Raw genomic sequence first — 18,421 nt, forward strand, 5'->3', positions numbered from 1 at the left:
GGGGTATAAATTCCATAATCAGAAGTCGGGTTTTTACGATTATTGTCTGATATAGCAAATATTTAAGATAAAAACCCGACTTCTTGCTGAGTAATCCTATATATAAAAATAGATTATTCTGGAGTAGTTTCCTGAGCTAATTGAGTAAACCTAATTTCAATTCTTCGTCTTTGTTTATCTTCTTTTCTTTGTGGTTTAGCAAAGCCACGATTTTGAGGTAATAGTAATTGCCCTGATGAATATGCTCGAAATGAAACTTGTTTAAATCGTCCTGTTTTTTCTTGATTTTGGGCTTTTTGTAGCTCCTTAATTACAGCTAAGGCTCTCATTAATCCTAAATCGGTATTAGAACCAGGACACAAAATAGAAACGTTTTTGGCTTGAGTAGCGACTGCTTCTAATTCTTTATCTAAGTTACCACGTCTGCCGAATTTTTGATGACAATTAAGAGAACCAACTTCTTGTCCATCGGTATGACCAATAACTTCGATAATGTCTATTATATTTTGAGCATTATCAAGTTGCTGTTTGATTGCTTGTAAAATTTTACCATCTTTCAGATTATTTTGAATATCTTTGCTGAGATTACTGGGTAATTCAGCACTACCAGATGCAAATTTGTATTCTTCTGAGGGGAGAACAATAATTTTTTGTTTGCTATTATCTGACTGTTGTAAACGTTGCTGACGGTTTAAACTAGGAATTTTAGACATACTTAATAACAGTAGTAAAGTCAACACCATAAAAGCATTGGACATTAAATCTGTAAAGGAAGTCCAAATATTAAATGTATCTGGAGCTAAATTACTTCTAAATCTTCTAGACATATAAAAGCTGGTCAAAAGGGAATAGAATAATTTTGTATATCTTAACTCTGCTTACTCGGTGTTTTTGGCGGTTTTTTACTCTTAAATACATATTAATTCTGAGCTTTAAAAGCATTAACTATATTTTGTAAATCCTGATTAATTTGCTGTAAAATCTGACTATTATTAACAATCTGAATTGATAATTGTTGTAAGTTATAATTGTGTATACTAACTTGTCCTGTATGATTATTTAAAGCTTCTTTAACTTGAGAAGCATTGATATTAAAAGTTTGAGTTGAAGATAAAAGAGAGTTGCCATTTTCTTCTAATCGTAAAGATACATTCGATAATTCATTCTGATTACTTTTAATCAAATTTTGTATTCTTGACGAATTATTATTTAAATCGTTAATAAGTGTTTGTAAATTCTCAGTATAACTTGCTAATGCTGTACTAGCTCCTTCCAAGGATACTGTTGATGTTTTTAAAGTAGAACTAAAATTTGAAAAATCTTGGGTTACTTTTACTAAATTACTTGTTGCATCATTCAATACATGAGAACTTTTTTTGATAATATTACCAGCATCCTCAGTTTTTGATTGAAATCCTTTAGAACTTGTGAACAAATTTTGAGAAGAAACAGATACCGATTTTTCTAACTCTTTAATACTTTGCGGTAAATTTAATAAACTTTGAATTAACTCATCAATTTTTTCTTGAATACTCGGTAAATTGAGTAAAATGTGACATTCATTTTCTAAATAATATTCTAACTGATTGAATAGATTATTTTTGCATAATTCCAAATCGTATCCAGGATAAAATTTTGCAATAATTACACTACTAACTAATGCTGCTAAACTACTAATAAAGGCAATTGCCATTGAACCAATAATATCTTCTAAAGTTTCGTCTAAAGGTATTTCTCCACCTGTATTACGACTTAAAAGAAATAAATTAATCGTGATACCGACAAAAGTACCTAATAAGCCAAATGCTAATAATAAATTGGGTAAGTTGTGATAGTAACGTTGGTTTTTTTCCCAAATTTGTAATTCTTGATTTTCGCGAAAAATTTTATCTAGTAAAGATAGTTTATTAATTTTATATAGTTGATTTGGAGAAAATTTTCTCAAAGCACTATCTAAATCTGAATTAAGAGTTTTGATAATGCGATCTAATTTTTGATTATCAAGCATATCTCGTCTCGTTTGTATGCCGTCAAAGCATAACTTAGATATCAAACTGATAAAAATTATTACTACTAACCAAGAAAGAATATTAGGAAAAAATATAGATAAAACTAATAACAAAGAACAGATAAAGATAATTAAATAAAACAATAAGTTCTTATTCATCTGAAACATAAGTTTGTGGCAAAATAGTTAAAATTAATTAAGTAATATATTTAATGTCAAAATATTAACTGTAACAGTAATTATACTAGTATAATAGAAAAAATTTGGTAAATTATTGATTCTATAAAGTTAAATTAAAAACTTCATATGAATATTGCAATAGTAAACTAGGGATTGTCATGATGAGGGGATTGTCACAAATAACCCACAGAGGTTATGCAATCATTAAGAAGTTGGGTGAAGGAGGATTTGGAACTACTTACTTGGTAAAGTCAGTAGATAATCAAAATCACTATGCTCTCAAGCATTTTACTTTTCCTAATAATGATCCAAATAACTACGCTATAGCTCGGAAATTGTTTCTTAGAGAAGTTGATATTCTCAAGAGTTTAAATGGACATTCGCAAATTCCCCAATTTATTGATTACTGGGAAGAAAATCAAGAACATTTCTTAGTAGAGGAGTTTATTGCTGGTGAACTTTTGCAAGAAGAGTTGGAACAAGGTAAAAAATCAGAGGAATATATCATTGAATTATTAACAGAAACTTTGACAATTTTGCAGCTTATACATAGTAAGCAAATCATTCACCGCGATATTAATCCTAGTAATATTATCAGACGTAGTTTGGATAAAAAATTAGTGTTAATTGATTTTGGTGCAGGAGGAATTAAACAAGTTTTAAGAACTAGAATATCTACTCAAATACAAACTCCACCGACGAGAATTTATACTTTGGGCTATGCTCCTGTAGAACAAATTCAAGGAAATCCACAATATAACAGCGATATTTACGCATTGGGGATGACTGCAATTCAAATGTTAACAGATATAGAGCCGCAAGATTTGCAAACAGATATCAACGGAGAAATCCTTTGGTATCATCAAGCAGAAGTGAGCGATTGGCTAAGAAATATTCTGGATAATATGGTACGTTATGACTATAGAAGTAGGTATAGTTGTGTTGATAGAGTATTGGAAGAATTATCTCAATTTAAATCAAATTCTCCTACAAAAATAGTTAGTGTCCCAAATAATTTAAATGCATCTAAAGCAGAGTTAGGAAGCGATAGAATTATTTTAATTTTAGTGTGTTTACTAGCTCTTTTATCCGCAATTAAAATTTTATCCGCAGCAGGTGTTTTTCCTGGAAGTAAAGATATCAAACCAGAAAGTCAACCTTCTAAACTCTTACAATTTTAGATTTTGGATTGAAGGAGTTCCCAATTACCAATTACCAATTACCAATTACCAATTACCAATTACCAATTACCAATTACCAATTACCAATTACCAATTACCAATTACCAATTACCAATTACCAATAACCAATTACCAAATCATTCGGACATAATATTACTCATCAATTGTATCAATTAATGGTAAAGTAACAGTAAAAGTGGTACCGATTCCAACTTCAGTATCAACAGTAATTTTACCACCGTGTAAATCTACCGATTGTTTGACAATTGCCAAACCCAAACCAGTACCGGGAATTTGACCAACATTAGAAGCACGACGAAATGACTCAAATAAATAAGGCTGGTCTTTTAAAGGAATACCAATACCCTTATCTTTGATTTTAAATGTAATCTCTGTACTTTGAAAAGTCAAATTAAAATCTATTTTACTATTCGATGGTGAATATTTGATTGCATTGGTGAGCAAATTTGTGAGAATCTGACGTAGTAAATTTTCATCTAAATAAGCGTTTGTATATTCACCGTGAATTGTAAAATTAATGTTGTGGTTAGTAACGACACCTACCTCAATTTCTGCGATAAGTTGACGGCAAAATTCTGGTAAATCTAAAAATTGTAAATTGCACTTTTGCTGTGTCAATTCTCCTTTAGTTAATGTTAAAACATCATCTAAAGTATTAGTCATTTTACTAGAAGATGCTTTGATGCGCCCAAATAATTCGTGTTTCTTTTCTGGAGTTAACTTTTCACTTCCACGATAAAGCATTTGCGCGTAGGCTAAAATAATATGCAGCGGATTGCGAAACTCGTGAGATGCAACTGAAATAAAACGGCTTTTTAATTCGTTGAGATTTCTTAAATTATCGTTAGCAGCTTTCAATTTTAATGATAACTGTCGTCTTTGTAATAAAGCTTCTATACGCACCTGCAATTCGACTTTTTCTATGGGATTAGTAATCAACTCATCAATAATTTTCCATAGATGTCGCGTTACCATTTTCACGTCAGTGCGGGATGTCATTAAAAGAAACGGTAGAAAAACAGGTTCTTCTGCTTTTTTGGTTGCTTCTACCCAATGGCTGAATTTATCTAAAGCTCTAGGACCAAGAATACACAAATCAAAAGAATTATCTAATTTTAAAGAATTATCTAACTTTAATAAATCATCATTAGCAGATGGATAAAAAATTTCATAACCTGCTTCTTGCAAAGAATGGGATAGCAAACATCGATTTTGCTTGTGTTCGAGAAGTAGTAAAATCTTTTTCATCCCTAATTCCTCTGCTCACAAATTGATTAACTAATTCTAAATTCCGAATATTGCTGCTTACTATCAAAAAAAAAGGCTTAAATTCATATTTTATTATCATTTATATCTACCCATTCTGGAGTACCACTAAGAATTTTTCGTAAATTAATTAATGGTTTACCAATTTTAATCCCATAACGAGTAATTTCTATTTCTCGCAAACTTTTTTCAAAATCAGATAACCTTTTTTTCAATACACCAATAGCTTTTTGCATTTTGCCATCAATTTCTAAATAACGTAAGAAAATAATATTATCTGCAATATAACTAATACCTAATTCAATAACGCGGAAATCACCCGTAATATTTTCTGTTTCATTAACTACAATTACCGTAATACCCATATTTTGTAAATACTTACACAAAGCGTGCAAATGAATCACCAAATCTTCACGACGACGCATGGCAAGTCTGTAACCTGCAATGCTGTCAATCATCACAATACGAGCTTTATTTTGTTCTACTTCGTAACGTACTAGATTGGCAAATTCGTCAGGAGTCAAGTCTAGAGGTTCAACTCTGACAATAGACAAATTACCAGTTGCAATCATTGCATGAATCGGAATATTTACCCCTTGAGAACGAGCCAATAAAGTTTCTTCATTTTCCTCAAAATTATAAATTACCGAACGTTCACCTCTTCCTGCTGCTTCTTTCATAAACTGGAGTCCTAAAGTAGTTTTACCTACACCCGTCGGACCAGTTACAATTGTTACAGTTCCCCGTTCAATACCACCATGGAGCAATTCATCTAATTCTGGTATACCAGACGAAATTGTTTCAAGATTGAATTCTCGTTTAAAAATTTGTGGTTGTAATCTGGGAGCAACTTGCATTCCTTGAGAAGTTAAACGTAGCGAATGTAAACCAGGGAGAAAATTAGAACCACGAAACTTAGTAACGCTAATACTTCTTCCTTGTAAGGAATTATGCAGGTCAATTACTCCGTCACTAATAAACTGTAAATCATCATCAGGAGCTTCTCGACTACTCTCAGAAGTAAATAATACCGTTGCGCCAGCTTGCAATAAAAATTGTACAAATGATAATACTTGTTTACGAAACTGAAAATCATCAGTACACAAATAGCGAAAGTGTGTCATCGAATCAATCAAAACTCTTACTGGCTTAAGTGATTCTACAGTCTCGATAATTCTTTGAGTTGTAGGTTCTCGCTCAACTTCCGCAGCGGAAAAAATATCATAAGTTTGGATTTGCCTGAAAAAATCTGCACCGGGACTTAAATCCAGAAAATTGATCGCTTCAGTATCAAAGCCCAGAATTGCACCATTCGTTTTAATTTGTGTTGCTGGTTCTCCTAAAGTAATATAAAGACTTGTCTCATTTTTTGCGATACCAGCAGCCAAAAAGTGCAATCCTAAAATAGTTTTACCACAACCCGGACCACCCCTTGCTAAATAAGCTCGCTTTGGGATTAAACCCCCCTTAAGAATTTCATCAAAGCCTACAATTCCGGTAGAAAAACGAGCTAAATTCATTAATCAACTTTCCGCCCTGTAAAATTCAATAATATGTCAAATCTAAATCAAATCTCAATTATTGTACTTTAATTATTATCCAAATATAGATGTCATAACTAAGGCTTAATGTCAGATATTTGCCTGTTTTAAACTTATAACCAATGACTTATTTATATCTCATTAGCCGATTATCTAATTAAATACTTAAGATGCTCAAAAAATCTGATCAAACAATCGCCTAAGCGGAGTTTCCTAATCCACCCCCTGCCGATGCACCTGGTTGCTAATATAAAGTAAAGCGGAACCATTTCACGTTGATAGTTGTGAGTTAGAAAACTATGTCCTCTGCGATCGCTGTTGAGAAAAAAAAGTTAAAAAATCCGCCCTTGGAACTTCATTACTTGGGGGATAAGGTTTTAAGACAACCTGCAAAGCGCATATCAAGGGTGGATGACGAAATTCGTCGATTGGTGCGCGAAATGCTGCAAACGATGTACAGCAATGACGGTATTGGTTTAGCTGCACCCCAAGTCGGAGTTCACAAACAACTTATCGTTATAGATATTGAACCGGATAACGCAGCTAATCCGCCATTGATTTTAATTAACCCAATGATTAAAAAAGTCTACGGTAACATCTGCGTAGAACAAGAAGGATGTCTAAGCATTCCAGGTGTTTATCTGGATGTTAAACGTCCTGAAATGGTAGAAATTACCTATAAAGATGAAAATGGTCGTCCCCAAAGTTTGAAAGTTGGGGATTTACTCGGACGCTGTATCCAACACGAGATGGATCATCTTAACGGTGTGGTATTTGTAGATCGAGTAGAAAACACCTTAATTTTGAACCAAGAGCTATCCAAGTATGGTTTTTCCCATCAAGCTGTAAAATCAATAGCATAGGGGGAAAATTTATGAACACGATGACTCCAATTGCGGGTTTGTTTTTACTTGGTTCTTGCATTGCTGCGATCGCAGCAGTTGGTTCAATTTTTGAACTGACTTCGGGACAACCAGATTTAGGAATGCAAAATACGGCGATTATTTTGGGAATTAGTATTCCATTGACAATTTTGTTTTTCTTTGCCGCAGTACGAGATGCGCGAGCTAATATGAAATAAGCATCAGGTACGAATAAAGGAAAAAGGAAAAGGAACAAAGCTAAACTTAGTTCTTTTACCTTTTACCTTTTTATTTTTATGGATACAGGGAATAGGTGAAAGGTCAAAGGTTAAAGGTTAAAGGTTGGAGGTTGAAAGTAGTGATTATTAAGTGTTATTAAAAGCCAGAAATTTTCTCGCCGTAGCCAACTTCTACATCATCAAAATAAATTATTCGAGAATCGACAACAGATTTTTGGGGATTGTATTTCCAATCTGGTTTATATATACCAATTTTTAAATAAACACCTTTTTGATCATTATAAGAATTGGCACCTTTACTATTCACAATTTTTTGTTTATCTTGCCAAACTTCTACGATTCCATCCTGTAAATAAGACCATTTCATATGAAAAGTCCATTCAACCCATCTCCCTTTCAAATCATCTAAGTTTCCTTCCCATAAAACTGACTTACCTTCCGGAGTGTTGTTTTGTGTTACTTCCTTAGAATCCCATTGTTTTTGTATATTAATTTTATTACCTTTAATACCCATTGATAAAGGTGGACTTCGCCAATTTTCTCCTTTATCAAAATCAGGATAACTGTGCCATTGAGTGATAATTTCAAATGAATCGGAATCAGTTTCCCAATCATCTGGGATAAACATTTTCAAACGATACCAATTATCACCCCCAGGTTCTTCTAATCTTGTGGCAAGTTCGGAACGCTTACTGTCATGAATCTCTTTGTCATCCCTTCGCAATTCAAATTTAGCGGATTGTTTTCCTTGATAAAACGTAGTAGTTGAATATTTATAAGAATGTTCGCAGCAAGCTTCTAAAGCATTCCAAACATCTCCCTTCTGAAATAAGGTTTCTTCAAAATCATGTCGAAGAGTATTTGCTTTTGAAGACTGAATTCCAAGTAATACAACTAAAAGAAAACAAACACGACTAACTAAATTTTTCATGATACAAACATAACAATACCATGTACTTATAACACAAATCAATTTACAAATTATGATTTCCATAACTAATTTGCCACAAAATCAATTACTGCGAATTTCTCAAGGACAACTTAACTTATTAGAACGTTGTCCCCGTGAATTTCAACATACTTATTTAGAACAACTCCGTCCCCCAATCAACCCAGAAAATCAAGAAAAACAGTTGCAGGGTAGTCGCTTTCACTTACTGATGCAGCAGCAAGAAATGGGTTTAGAAATTGATAAATTTTTGCAAGCTGATGAGAATGACAAAAAAGATCATGATATTTTGCAACTGCAAAATTGGATAAAAGCTTTTGCGATCGCAGCACCAGAAATTTTAACAGAAGAAATAGCAAATAGCGAAACGTTTCGCGAAAGCGAACATTACCGTACATTGCAAGTAGAAAATTATCTACTGACGGCTATTTACGATTTATTGATTGCAAATCCAGAACAAGCAGAGATTTTTGACTGGAAAACTTATCCCAAACCGGAAAGTAAACGTAAACTGCAATACAATTGGCAAACACGTCTTTATTTGTACCTATTAGCAGAAACCAGCGATTATCCACCAGAAAAGATTTCCATGACTTATTGGTTTGTCCAGTCTCAAAGCAAACCACACAACATTAAATTTAGTTATAATTCTTCGCAGCATCAGCAAACCAAAAAGAAACTCAATCAACATTTAAATCGGCTAACTCAATGGCTGGAAGCTTATCAACAAGGAGAACAATTTCCTCAACTATCCGAAGGTAGCAAAACGTGCAATTATTGTCAGTATGCTTCTCGTTGTCAAAGACAGATTGTTGTTTCTGATACAAAATCATCGTCTGAAAACTTACCTGGAGTCGATGTAAGATTAGTTAACTTAGCTAACATTCAAGAAGTACCTATCAAAGGTTAATAACTTCTTAATTATTTTATGCAGTCAGAAAATAACAATGTAGTTTACGTTCGTGAATTGAAAATTGATGACATTGCGCCAGTTTTTCATTTGGGTGAACAATTATTCACTAGTGATTTGTATCCTTATTTATATAGAACTTGGGATGAATGGGAGGTAATTGGACTTTACAATACAGATGCAGAATATTGTTTGGTTGCTGAGGTTGATCAAGAATTAGCAGGATTTATTTTAGGAACAATTATTAGTAAAGCATCTTGGACTTATGGTTATATTTTGTGGTTGGGAGTAAATCCGAAATTTCAACGTCGTCGGGTAGCAGATAAGTTAGTTGATAATCTGATTGCGCGTATGATTGAAGACGGTGCAAGATTTATGCTTGCAGATACAGATCCAGCGAATGTTCCAGCGGTTAAGTTCTTTCATCGTAAAGGTTTTGGCAATACACGGCAACATATTTTTTTATCGATGAATTTAAGCAAACACGAACAATATGGCAGGTTAATAGAATACGAACATCAAAAAGCAGAAAGGGCTGGTTACAGACGTTCTAATTCTATCCGCGCACGCAAACAAGAACTAATTGGTGGTGAAACGATTATTAAACCTATAGAGAAAGAATTTGATGAAGAAAATCAATTAAGCTGATAAAATTTTAGATTTAGATTTAGATGGGTAATTGGTAATTGGTAATTGGTAATGGGTAATTAAATCCGTGGAATCCGTGAAATCCCTTACAATCCGTGATCAAAATATGATAATGTCCGAACAACAATGGATTCTTAAATCAACCGAAGAACCACCAAAATGGTTCCTAGAATTAGTTCAAACATATATATCTACATCAAAAGGTAATTTTGCTGCACAATTATTATGGCAACGAGGAATTAGAGATAAAATTCAGTTAGAAAATCATATTAATCCTCAAACTTATCAAAGTGCAAGTCCCTTTGAATTTGGACAAGAAATGCACTTAGCTGTAGAAAGATTGCAACAAGCCCGAAATAACCATGAGAAAGTGACAATTTGGGGAGATTTCGACGCTGATGGTATCACTTCTACAGCAGTATTGTGGGATGGTTTAGGACAATTCTTTGCCAAAAATACGCAGTTAAATTACTACATTCCCAATCGTTTAACAGAATCTCACGGACTGAATATTCACGGAATCGAAAAGCTTAAACAGCAGGGATGCCAGTTAATAATTACTTGCGATACTGGCAGCACTAATATTGATGAAATCATCTATGCAAACAACTTAGATATAGATATTATTGTTACAGACCATCACACCTTACTACCAGAACGTCCACCCGTAACCGCAATTATTAATCCCCGCAATTTACCCGAATCCCATCAACTATTTCATCTTTCCGGAGTAGCGGTAGCCTATAAACTAGTAGAAGCTCTTTACATCAGCTTGCCACAAATACCGCAACAGCCATTAGAAGATTTATTAGACTTAGTAGCAGTCGGATTAATCGCCGACTTAGTACAATTGAGCGGAGATTGTCGTTACTTAGCGCAATTAGGAATTGGACAACTACAACAGGACTTTAAAAAACCACCAGTAGCAAGAAGAAGACCAGGTGTAGGCAGACTGCTAGAATTGTGTCAGAAAAATGGCGATCGCCCTACAGATATTTCCTTTGGTTTGGGACCGCGAATCAATGCTGTCAGTCGTATTCAAGGAGACGCAAGCTTTTGCGTAGAATTACTAACTAGTAGGGAGCATCAGCGCGTTTGTGAACTAGCAGAAATCACCGAACTCGCAAACACCCGTCGTAAATCTTTGCAAAAAGACGTAGGCAGTCAAGTAGCTCAAAAGCTTTCTCAAATAGACTTATCAACCACCAGTGTTATAGTTCTCGCAGACCCTCAATGGGCGGTTGGTGTTCTGGGATTAGTTGCAGGACAAGTCGCACAAGATACAGGAAGACCGACGATTTTACTAAGTACAGAAGAAGTAGTAGAAGACGACAAAGAGAATATTAATTTCACCCCATCACCCCCATCCCTAACCCTAGCAAGAGGTTCAGCACGTTCAGTTAACTCAGTAGATTTATATCAATTAGTCAAAGATCAAGCACATTTACTGCATCGTTTCGGAGGACATCCGTTTGCAGCAGGTTTGAGTATTCCAGTAGAAAATATTGCTTTATTTACACAAGCAATTAACCAGCGGTTGCGACAAATAAGCGGAGGTATAACACCAAAACCAACAGTCGAAGCAGATTTAATCGTTACCGTTGCAGACTTAGGGAAGGAATTATTTTTAGAATTAAAATTACTTGAACCCTGCGGAATGGGTAATCCAGTACCAAAACTTTTGATAAAAAACTGTTGGTTTGAAAATACTTGGCATCGTAATCAAGAAGATTCGCGGGGTCAAAAAATTCAGTACATCAAAACAGAATTTAATATCCGAGACGACTCGACTACAAATACTTTTTCCGGCATCTGGTGGGGACATTATAAAGATGAATTACCACCCCAGAAATGTGATTGTATAGTTGAGCTAGACTATAACACTTTTAAAAAACGTTATGAAATTCGATTGATAACAGTACGCCCTGCTAAAAATGCAATTAATCCAGTTGATAACAGTTTGTCATTTATTTTAGACTGGCGAAATATGCCCCCGAATAACTATCCATCATTATGCGATTCTCCCCTTATGGTTAAAGAATGTCCAACTCGTTGGGATGATTTACGAGTATGGTTAAGACGTTCCTTTCATAAACAACAACCCTTAGCATTAGCGTGGTCAAAAACTAATCCCCAACCACCAGAAGAAATTTGGTTTAAACTTGTAGGAATAGCTAAATATTTGTGTCGTACTAATCAAGCCGTTACCCGCATAAAAATATTAGAAAAATTATCAATGAGTAACCAAACCTTACATTTAGGTTTTCAAGCTTTAAAAAATTTAGGATATACAATCAAAGCAGAAGATAATTACTTGATATTTAGCCATAAAGATGAGAAAAATTCTACTGATAAAACAACAGATGCCATCGAAAAATTTATTGCAGCAATACGGGAAGAAGAATTTCAAAAACATTATTTCAATAAAGTACCGATATCAATCATCAATTATCAATTGATAGGGAATAGGGTTGGGGGTAATACTGCAAACTCCGGTAGTAGTAACTCCTAACTCTCAATCCAAAATCCAAAATCTAAAATCTAAAATCTAAAATCTAAAATGTTGTAACTTTCAAATTTCCTTGACGTTCGCATTTAAAACCACGACTTTGCCATTCTTGTAAATTAACTTTATTTAACTGTATGACATGAGAACATTGCGGTTTGATGATTTGACTTAATCCTGCCCAAACTAAGCTACGAGTAACATCTAAACCAGTTTTCAACCAATGTTCCCGATTTCCTGGAATACCTTGTTCTTGAATTATGTCAGGTTCTACCCACATTCCGTGAGCGCCTAAAAGTATTTGTGCTATCCATTTAGCTCTTGGTAAATGTGTCATAGAAGTAATTAATTTCACCTTATGCACGCCCCAATTCTGCAAAATTGGAATACTATAGTAAAAGTTATCAAAAGTGGAGTCAGCACATTTTTCTAACCAAACATTACTCATAGGTGCAGCTTGCCGTTGAAAAATCAGCCAAATACAAGGATCGAGAGAACCACTAGAAATTAAAATGGGGATTTGCGGATATTTTTCTGCTAATTGGGCAACATATATCTCTCGTTTGATGCTACCACCCAAAACGAAAAAAGCATCTACTGGCTTGGAAGAGGCAAAAAATACAGTTATACTAGTAAAAAATAACCAAATAGTAACTATCAAGCTCATAACAATCGTAAATCTTTGTAAAAAACGCCACCATTTTTGAAATTGTCTTCTAACTTGAAAAAATCGGTCATTTTTTACTTTACGATTCATGGTAAACCCGAATAAAATAGTCTGTTGTAGTTTTGGTAAATTCCATAGTAAATGTAACTTATATAGCTAAGTGATAGTCTCTATTAAACAAAGTAAAATTCAGTGCTAGTATGACACTGATGAAAGTGGCATAGGAATGAATTAAGCTTGCGGAGGAAATTGACCGGAGAACGCCGGTTGTTGCAGGCTCCGTCGAAGAAAGGCGGAGTACCGACGACTAAGTTAAAAAACCGGCATTGAGAGCTAACAAGCGTGTTTTGAGAAAAACTTCAAGAATAAGCCTCAAAAAGTCAGATTCCTCATGGCAAAACTTATCAGTTTCAGGATTATCTGATTGCTAAACTGTCAAAAACACAATCATTCGTGCAAACATAAATGAAACAATCAGCGAAACGTTACTCACCGCTGCAATCGGCTTTGATGAGTGGAGCAATAGCCACCACAGCAGCAGTGTCTGTATTTGGTCCAGTTTGGTGTCGTTCCGTTCAAGCTGCTCTACAGGATAGCCCTAAAGCCATTGTTGACCAAGTATGGCAATTAGTAAATCGCGAATATGTGGATGGCTCATTTAACAACCAAGACTGGATAGCTACCAGAAAGACTTTGTTAAAAAATAACTATACTAATCGCGAGCAAGCTTATAGTGCAATTCGTCAAACTTTGAAAAAATTGAATGATCCATACACTCGTTTTATGGATCCCCAAGATTATCAAACTCTGACTTCTCAGACTTCTGGGGAAGTTTCCGGGATTGGTATTCGCATGGAGGTAGATCAACAAACCCAGCTTTTAACAGTTGTAGAGGCTTTAGAAAACTCTCCGGCATTAAAAGCGGGTATCAAAGCAGGTGATGTGATTTTGGCTATTGACGGAAAAACCACCAAAAATATGAAAATAGAGGATGCCTCGGAATTAATTCGAGGTAAGGTGGGTACATCGATCAATTTGCGCTTAGGAAGACCTACTCAAAAACCATTTGATATCAAGTTGACGCGATCGACTATTGAAGTACCAACTGTGATGTATACCCTTAGAAAAGAAGGTAATCGGCAGGTTGGTTATATTCGTTTGCGGGAATTTAGCGCTCATGCAGCAGAGCAAATGCAGCGTGCTATCCGTCAATTGAACGCGAGTAACGTTGATGGCTTCGTGCTAGACTTGCGAGGAAACCCAGGTGGTTTGTTAAATGCAAGCATTGAAATTGCTCGGATGTGGCTTGATAAAGGTGATATTGTTCGTACAGAAGACCGTAAAGGTGGAAGTGAATTGACCAAAGCTAACAGTACAGCTTTGACAAATCTTCCGCTAGTAGTCTTAGTAGATGGCAATTCAGCTAGTGCCAGTGAAATTCTTACAGGCGCACTAAAAGATAACAAGCGAGCAACAGTAATTGGTTCTAAAACTTTTGGAAAAGCATTAGTACAATCAGTCCATCAACTAGCAGATGGTTCTGGTGTAGCAATTACCATTGCTCATTACTATACTCCTAAAGGAACTGATATCAATAAAAAGGGAATTACACCCGATATACAAATGGATTTGACAGCATCGCAGGAACGTCAACTTGCTTCCGATCCTAAATTGCTGGGAACAAATCAAGACCCTCATTATGCCCGTGCGCTGTCGATTTTATCAAACAACTATTTTGCATCTGGGGAGCAAAATCAACTTTCTCGCAAATCTGTGGTGTTACCTAAGCCTTAAATAATTTATTAGCTATCGGTTATTTGTCTTAGAGGCTTTGGTAGTGGATATAAAACTGTAATTTAATTTCTGGTCAAAGCTACCCATTGTTAGACTTTTTTGGGTAGCTTTCTGCTGCCATATTAAAGATGGTTATTTATTTGACACTCCCTGCGCTTAAAAGCGTGGGGATTTTCACTGTTCTATCGGATACCCCTATAAGTACGTGAACGCACCCTCGCTAACCATTCATAATTAATGGTTAGTTTTTCCCAAAATTGTCTAGAGACGTTATGTATAACGTCTCTACAGCACGTCGATAGACGAACAAACCCCTCAAAACTTATGTCGTGGAGTACTAGAACATTCTCGATTTATTAAAATTGATAGATAATGGTTTTTTGATTGGGAATACTTGAAACTAGAGGATTAGTAATTATTTCCTCCTTGACTAATAATTCCTATTTAAAAAAATTCAATTCATGAACAACGAGTCATTAAACACAACCGCTACCAATAGTTTTAAACCGCAGGTATCGGTAGTAGTTCCTATTTATAATGGTACGGCAGATATACCAGAATTAATTAATTGTCTCGGCGCTCAAACTTATCCAAAACAACGGGTAGAGTATTTATTGGTAGACAATAACAGTAGCGATGGTACATCTGAATTATTAAAACTCCAGTTAGAAAATTGCCCAATTAAAATTCGGGCTTTGAGTGAAAACAATATCCAAAGTTCTTACGCTGCACGCAACACGGGTATTCGTCAAGCCCTAGGGGAAATTATCGCCTTTACTGACGCTGATTGCCGTCCTCAACCACAGTGGTTAGATGCATTGATTCAGCCTTTTGTCAATAAAAATGTGCTAATTGTCGCTGGTGAAATTACAGCGTTACCTGGTAATAGCTTATTGGAGAAATACGCAGACCGGCAAGAAACTTTATCGCAAAAACATACATTAGCAAATAAATTTTGTGCCTACGGACAAACAGCAAATTTAGCAATTCGTCGGTTAGGGCTAGAAAAAGCAGGATTATTCCGTCCCTACCTGACAACTGGAGGTGATGCTGATATATGTTGGCGAATTTTGCAGCTTGAGATGGGAAGTTTAGAATTTGCGCCCACAGCAATCGTCCAGCACCGTCATCGAACCACATTAAAGGAACTTAAGAGTCAATGGCGACGTTATGGGCGTTCAAACAGCTATCTCCATGAGCTACACGGCGTAGAATTGATGCGAGAGATCACACTTAATGAATGTTACTATGGCTTAGCGCGTTGGTTAGTTAAAGAAGTACCTAAAAACAGTTTAAAAGCATTATTTGGTAAAGCTAGCCTTGTAGACTTAGTAAACACACCAATTGGTTTGTTGACAGCCAGAGCGCGTTACTTAGGACAGCAGCAAGCGCAATTACCTGCTCAAGCCGAGAAAATTGAATGGCTTTGAAGAATGAATAATAGATAACTGTTCACTGATAACTGTTGCCAAATTTCGCTAAATTGAGAAAAGTACAATACAGGACAATCGAGATGACACCACAACTGTTACTGGTAGATGATGAACCCGGATTGCGCGAAGCCGTGAAAGATTACTTAGAAGCGAGTAATTTCAAAGTTCAGGTTGCCAGTAACGCCCGTGATGCTTGGGATTGGATGCAACAAAATACACCAGATTTGGTAATCTCCGATATTATGATGCCTCAAGTGGATGGTTATCAATTTCTCAAGCAACTCCGAGATGATACTCGGTTTAAAACATTACCAGTGATATTTTTAACTGCAAAAGGAATGACTGGCGATCGCATTCAAGGTTATCAAGCTGGTGTTGATGCTTATTTACCCAAACCTTTCGATCCAGATGAGTTAGTGGCAATAGTAGAGAATTTGCTTGCTCGTCGCATTGCCAAAACAAGCTCTGGTGGGGAGGAAGGAGAAACGCCAGACTTAGCCGAACTAGCTTCTCAGATAGCCCAAATCAAGGCTCTACTGACTCAAAAAACTGGCATTACTCAATCAAGTCCACCTTTCAATATTGACTTAACTCCCAGAGAACAAAGTGTTTTAAATCTGGTTGCTGAAGGATTAATGAATAAAGAAATTGCTAGACGTTTAGAGACAAGCGTTCGCAATGTAGAAAAGTATGTTAGCCGTTTGTTTAGTAAAACCGGGACTAATAGCCGTACTGAGTTAGTGCGGTTTGCTTTAGAACATGGTTTAGCTAATTAATCAAACCAATTTCGATTTTCAGTATTTACTCAAGCAATAAATGTAACTTTCAGTTTTTTTCTGCTTCTTTTTGCTTTCCCTGTGTCAACAGATAAATTTTTAACCTTTATATTATTGAAATTAAATCCCTGTATTTGATTTTAAAAGGATTTACTTGAATTAAGCTGAATTAAAGTTAAGTAATTTACCGTATTTACAGGTATTAAAAGATAGGTAATCATTAAGTAGTGAACTGTAAAGGGAAGATGATTTATACCGAGAATTTAAAACTAATCAAACCTTACGTATAAATTAAACGTATCCAGTAGAAAAAATCTTTCCTCCGTGTATCTAAACAAAACAAAGTCATCTAGTCGATAAATCAAAGTATGTATGGGATGAAAGTTTACTCATGCTGACTCATCCCATGCACTACTTCTATTTCAACTCTAGGTAAGCTTAATTGGGGAACTATTATCTTGATGCCATGAAGAAAAGAGCAAAAATTAGGAGATGCTTTTCGAGGTAACGTATGCTGGAATTGCCTATGTTATTTTATTCCTTCTTAAAGGAGGGTACGAATACTACAGTTTTCGTGCAATGCCGATTAAATATCTTCTTCCCTGGTATGTCAATATTCTTCGTAGATTGTAACCCTGCCTTGAAGCAAGACCAGAATGATGATTAGTAGGCACCCAATTACTTCCATACATTACTTTCACCAACATTGAGGTTACTTGTAGACGCAACCCCGTAACAAACAAAGTAGATGCTGGGTAGACGCTTTCGAGAATGATTCGGCAAAACCCAGGTTAACAACAGTAGCCTTGAGTGATACCAGTTTGTTTGTTGTGGGAAAAAATTAAGTTCCGGATTTAAACTTAAACATTTACCAAAACTTTTCTCTTTCTTAGCTACACAATTTACCGCTACTCTGTACAGCAATGTTAGCTATTGATTGATTTCGTTGGAATTACGCAACCGCATTAACTGTCGTCGCATTTGCGGTGAAGCTTTCAACTCAGTTGTCTCATGAAGTTTAACAGCCTGCTGCAATATCTCTAAAAAGTCGTCGGAGCCTTCAGTTAGTGCTTCTAGCAGTACTTGCAAGAGTTGTTCGCGATCGCGCAGTAAACTCTTTTCCTCAATCAGCCGAAATTTGAGATTGATTTCGCACTCATAAACACCTACTTCGACGTTGTTTATTTGGCGTGGTAATGCTTTCGAGTTCATAATTGTTACGATTCCTTTACTCGTTGTTCATAAGGGTTGAGGAGTTTTATCTCAAGCAAAAGTTCTTTATATTTTGTTTGAAATCGAAAGTAGTGTCTGACTTTGCAAGAAGAAAAATTATCCATTTTTATTTGTGTTGCATTTCACTCTCCGGTTGGTGGTTTTTAAGTAGACTTTGATTGTCTATAATTTTGATGTTCATGCGCTCCTTACAGTTCTAGCAAACC

The 18,421-nt window shown here is 35.4% G+C and carries 16 protein-coding genes; 9 read left to right on the forward strand and 7 right to left on the reverse strand.

Going from position 1 to position 18,421, the window contains the following annotated elements:
• Positions 1–113 precede the first annotated feature (113 nt).
• Positions 114–827, reverse strand: a complete 714-nt coding sequence (locus IQ247_RS08545; protein WP_193918941.1) for a flagellar motor protein — start codon at positions 825–827, stop codon at positions 114–116.
• A 92-nt stretch (positions 828–919) separates the two neighbouring features.
• Positions 920–2,167: a hypothetical protein gene (locus IQ247_RS08550; RefSeq protein ID WP_193918943.1), complete on the reverse strand. Its 1,248-nt coding sequence runs from the start codon at positions 2,165–2,167 to the stop codon at positions 920–922.
• A 179-nt stretch (positions 2,168–2,346) separates the two neighbouring features.
• Between IQ247_RS08550 and IQ247_RS08555 the strand changes: the two genes are divergently transcribed.
• Positions 2,347–3,369, forward strand: a complete 1,023-nt coding sequence (locus tag IQ247_RS08555) for a serine/threonine-protein kinase (RefSeq protein WP_193918945.1) — start codon at positions 2,347–2,349, stop codon at positions 3,367–3,369.
• Positions 3,370–3,522: 153 nt separating this feature from the next.
• Here the strand turns inward: IQ247_RS08555 and IQ247_RS08560 are convergent, their stop codons facing one another.
• Together IQ247_RS08560 and IQ247_RS08565 are read right to left on the reverse strand one after the other, a co-directional pair.
• The gene (locus tag IQ247_RS08560) at positions 3,523–4,638 is read right to left on the reverse strand and encodes an ATP-binding response regulator (RefSeq protein ID WP_193918947.1); all 1,116 of its coding nucleotides are present in this window, start codon (positions 4,636–4,638) and stop codon (positions 3,523–3,525) included.
• Between the two features lie 83 nt (positions 4,639–4,721).
• Positions 4,722–6,176, reverse strand: a complete 1,455-nt coding sequence (locus tag IQ247_RS08565) for an ATPase domain-containing protein (RefSeq protein WP_193918949.1) — start codon at positions 6,174–6,176, stop codon at positions 4,722–4,724.
• Positions 6,177–6,496: 320 nt separating this feature from the next.
• On the opposite strand from IQ247_RS08565, the gene def reads away from it, so the two are divergent.
• The gene (gene def / locus IQ247_RS08570) at positions 6,497–7,060 is read left to right on the forward strand and encodes a peptide deformylase (RefSeq protein ID WP_193918951.1); all 564 of its coding nucleotides are present in this window, start codon (positions 6,497–6,499) and stop codon (positions 7,058–7,060) included.
• Between the two features lie 11 nt (positions 7,061–7,071).
• Positions 7,072–7,278, forward strand: a complete 207-nt coding sequence (locus tag IQ247_RS08575; RefSeq protein ID WP_193918953.1) for a hypothetical protein — start codon at positions 7,072–7,074, stop codon at positions 7,276–7,278.
• A gap of 157 nt (positions 7,279–7,435) precedes the next feature.
• Here the strand turns inward: IQ247_RS08575 and IQ247_RS08580 are convergent, their stop codons facing one another.
• Positions 7,436–8,230, reverse strand: a complete 795-nt coding sequence (locus IQ247_RS08580) for a polysaccharide lyase family 20 protein (RefSeq protein WP_193918955.1) — start codon at positions 8,228–8,230, stop codon at positions 7,436–7,438.
• A gap of 52 nt (positions 8,231–8,282) precedes the next feature.
• On the opposite strand from IQ247_RS08580, the gene IQ247_RS08585 reads away from it, so the two are divergent.
• The 3 genes from IQ247_RS08585 to recJ all read left to right on the forward strand — a co-directional run bounded on the left by IQ247_RS08585 (position 8,283) and on the right by recJ (position 12,318).
• A complete protein-coding gene (locus IQ247_RS08585; RefSeq protein WP_193918956.1) occupies positions 8,283–9,158 on the forward strand; it encodes a PD-(D/E)XK nuclease family protein in 876 nt (291 codons plus the stop codon).
• Between the two features lie 18 nt (positions 9,159–9,176).
• Positions 9,177–9,806, forward strand: a complete 630-nt coding sequence (locus tag IQ247_RS08590) for a GNAT family N-acetyltransferase (protein WP_193918957.1) — start codon at positions 9,177–9,179, stop codon at positions 9,804–9,806.
• Positions 9,807–9,918: 112 nt separating this feature from the next.
• Positions 9,919–12,318 carry a single-stranded-DNA-specific exonuclease RecJ gene (recJ, locus tag IQ247_RS08595; protein ID WP_193918958.1) on the forward strand — a complete coding sequence of 800 codons (2,400 nt, stop codon included), beginning with the start codon at positions 9,919–9,921 and terminating at the stop codon, positions 12,316–12,318.
• Between the two features lie 43 nt (positions 12,319–12,361).
• On the opposite strand, the gene IQ247_RS08600 is transcribed toward recJ, so the two are convergent.
• Positions 12,362–13,069, reverse strand: coding sequence for a YdcF family protein (locus IQ247_RS08600; RefSeq protein WP_193918959.1), 708 nt, complete (start codon positions 13,067–13,069; stop codon positions 12,362–12,364).
• 375 nt (positions 13,070–13,444) lie between these two features.
• Between IQ247_RS08600 and ctpB the strand changes: the two genes are divergently transcribed.
• The 3 genes from ctpB (at position 13,445) to IQ247_RS08615 (ending at position 16,982) form a co-directional block, all read left to right on the forward strand.
• Positions 13,445–14,773, forward strand: a complete 1,329-nt coding sequence (gene ctpB / locus IQ247_RS08605; protein ID WP_193918960.1) for a carboxyl-terminal processing protease CtpB — start codon at positions 13,445–13,447, stop codon at positions 14,771–14,773.
• Between the two features lie 461 nt (positions 14,774–15,234).
• Positions 15,235–16,203 carry a glycosyltransferase family 2 protein gene (locus tag IQ247_RS08610; RefSeq protein ID WP_193918961.1) on the forward strand — a complete coding sequence of 323 codons (969 nt, stop codon included), beginning with the start codon at positions 15,235–15,237 and terminating at the stop codon, positions 16,201–16,203.
• Between the two features lie 83 nt (positions 16,204–16,286).
• Positions 16,287–16,982, forward strand: a complete 696-nt coding sequence (locus IQ247_RS08615) for a response regulator transcription factor (RefSeq protein ID WP_193918962.1) — start codon at positions 16,287–16,289, stop codon at positions 16,980–16,982.
• 930 nt (positions 16,983–17,912) lie between these two features.
• Here IQ247_RS08615 and IQ247_RS08620 read toward each other — a convergent pair.
• On the reverse strand, positions 17,913–18,194 hold the full coding sequence (locus tag IQ247_RS08620; protein ID WP_193918964.1) for an Npun_R1517 family heterocyst differentiation transcriptional regulator: 282 nt from the start codon (positions 18,192–18,194) through the stop codon (positions 17,913–17,915).
• Positions 18,195–18,421 lie beyond the last annotated feature (227 nt).

It is taken from the genome of Plectonema cf. radiosum LEGE 06105 (assembly GCF_015207665.1).
In the GTDB taxonomy this organism is placed as follows: Bacteria; Cyanobacteriota; Cyanobacteriia; order Cyanobacteriales; family Nostocaceae; genus Rivularia; species Rivularia radiosa_A.

What these genes read in the sequence shown, in the direction of transcription:
- IQ247_RS08545 (WP_193918941.1), bottom strand. Translation starts at nt 827, where the DNA reads ATGTCTAGAAGATTTAGAAGTAATTTAGCTCCAGATACATTTAATATT.
- IQ247_RS08550 (WP_193918943.1), bottom strand. Translation starts at nt 2,167, where the DNA reads ATGAATAAGAACTTATTGTTTTATTTAATTATCTTTATCTGTTCTTTG.
- IQ247_RS08555 (WP_193918945.1), top strand. Translation starts at nt 2,347, where the DNA reads ATGATGAGGGGATTGTCACAAATAACCCACAGAGGTTATGCAATCATT.
- IQ247_RS08560 (WP_193918947.1), bottom strand. Translation starts at nt 4,638, where the DNA reads ATGAAAAAGATTTTACTACTTCTCGAACACAAGCAAAATCGATGTTTG.
- IQ247_RS08565 (WP_193918949.1), bottom strand. Translation starts at nt 6,176, where the DNA reads ATGAATTTAGCTCGTTTTTCTACCGGAATTGTAGGCTTTGATGAAATT.
- def (WP_193918951.1), top strand. Translation starts at nt 6,497, where the DNA reads ATGTCCTCTGCGATCGCTGTTGAGAAAAAAAAGTTAAAAAATCCGCCC.
- IQ247_RS08575 (WP_193918953.1), top strand. Translation starts at nt 7,072, where the DNA reads ATGAACACGATGACTCCAATTGCGGGTTTGTTTTTACTTGGTTCTTGC.
- IQ247_RS08580 (WP_193918955.1), bottom strand. Translation starts at nt 8,230, where the DNA reads ATGAAAAATTTAGTTAGTCGTGTTTGTTTTCTTTTAGTTGTATTACTT.
- IQ247_RS08585 (WP_193918956.1), top strand. Translation starts at nt 8,283, where the DNA reads ATGATTTCCATAACTAATTTGCCACAAAATCAATTACTGCGAATTTCT.
- IQ247_RS08590 (WP_193918957.1), top strand. Translation starts at nt 9,177, where the DNA reads ATGCAGTCAGAAAATAACAATGTAGTTTACGTTCGTGAATTGAAAATT.
- recJ (WP_193918958.1), top strand. Translation starts at nt 9,919, where the DNA reads ATGTCCGAACAACAATGGATTCTTAAATCAACCGAAGAACCACCAAAA.
- IQ247_RS08600 (WP_193918959.1), bottom strand. Translation starts at nt 13,069, where the DNA reads ATGAATCGTAAAGTAAAAAATGACCGATTTTTTCAAGTTAGAAGACAA.
- ctpB (WP_193918960.1), top strand. Translation starts at nt 13,445, where the DNA reads ATGAAACAATCAGCGAAACGTTACTCACCGCTGCAATCGGCTTTGATG.
- IQ247_RS08610 (WP_193918961.1), top strand. Translation starts at nt 15,235, where the DNA reads ATGAACAACGAGTCATTAAACACAACCGCTACCAATAGTTTTAAACCG.
- IQ247_RS08615 (WP_193918962.1), top strand. Translation starts at nt 16,287, where the DNA reads ATGACACCACAACTGTTACTGGTAGATGATGAACCCGGATTGCGCGAA.
- IQ247_RS08620 (WP_193918964.1), bottom strand. Translation starts at nt 18,194, where the DNA reads ATGAACTCGAAAGCATTACCACGCCAAATAAACAACGTCGAAGTAGGT.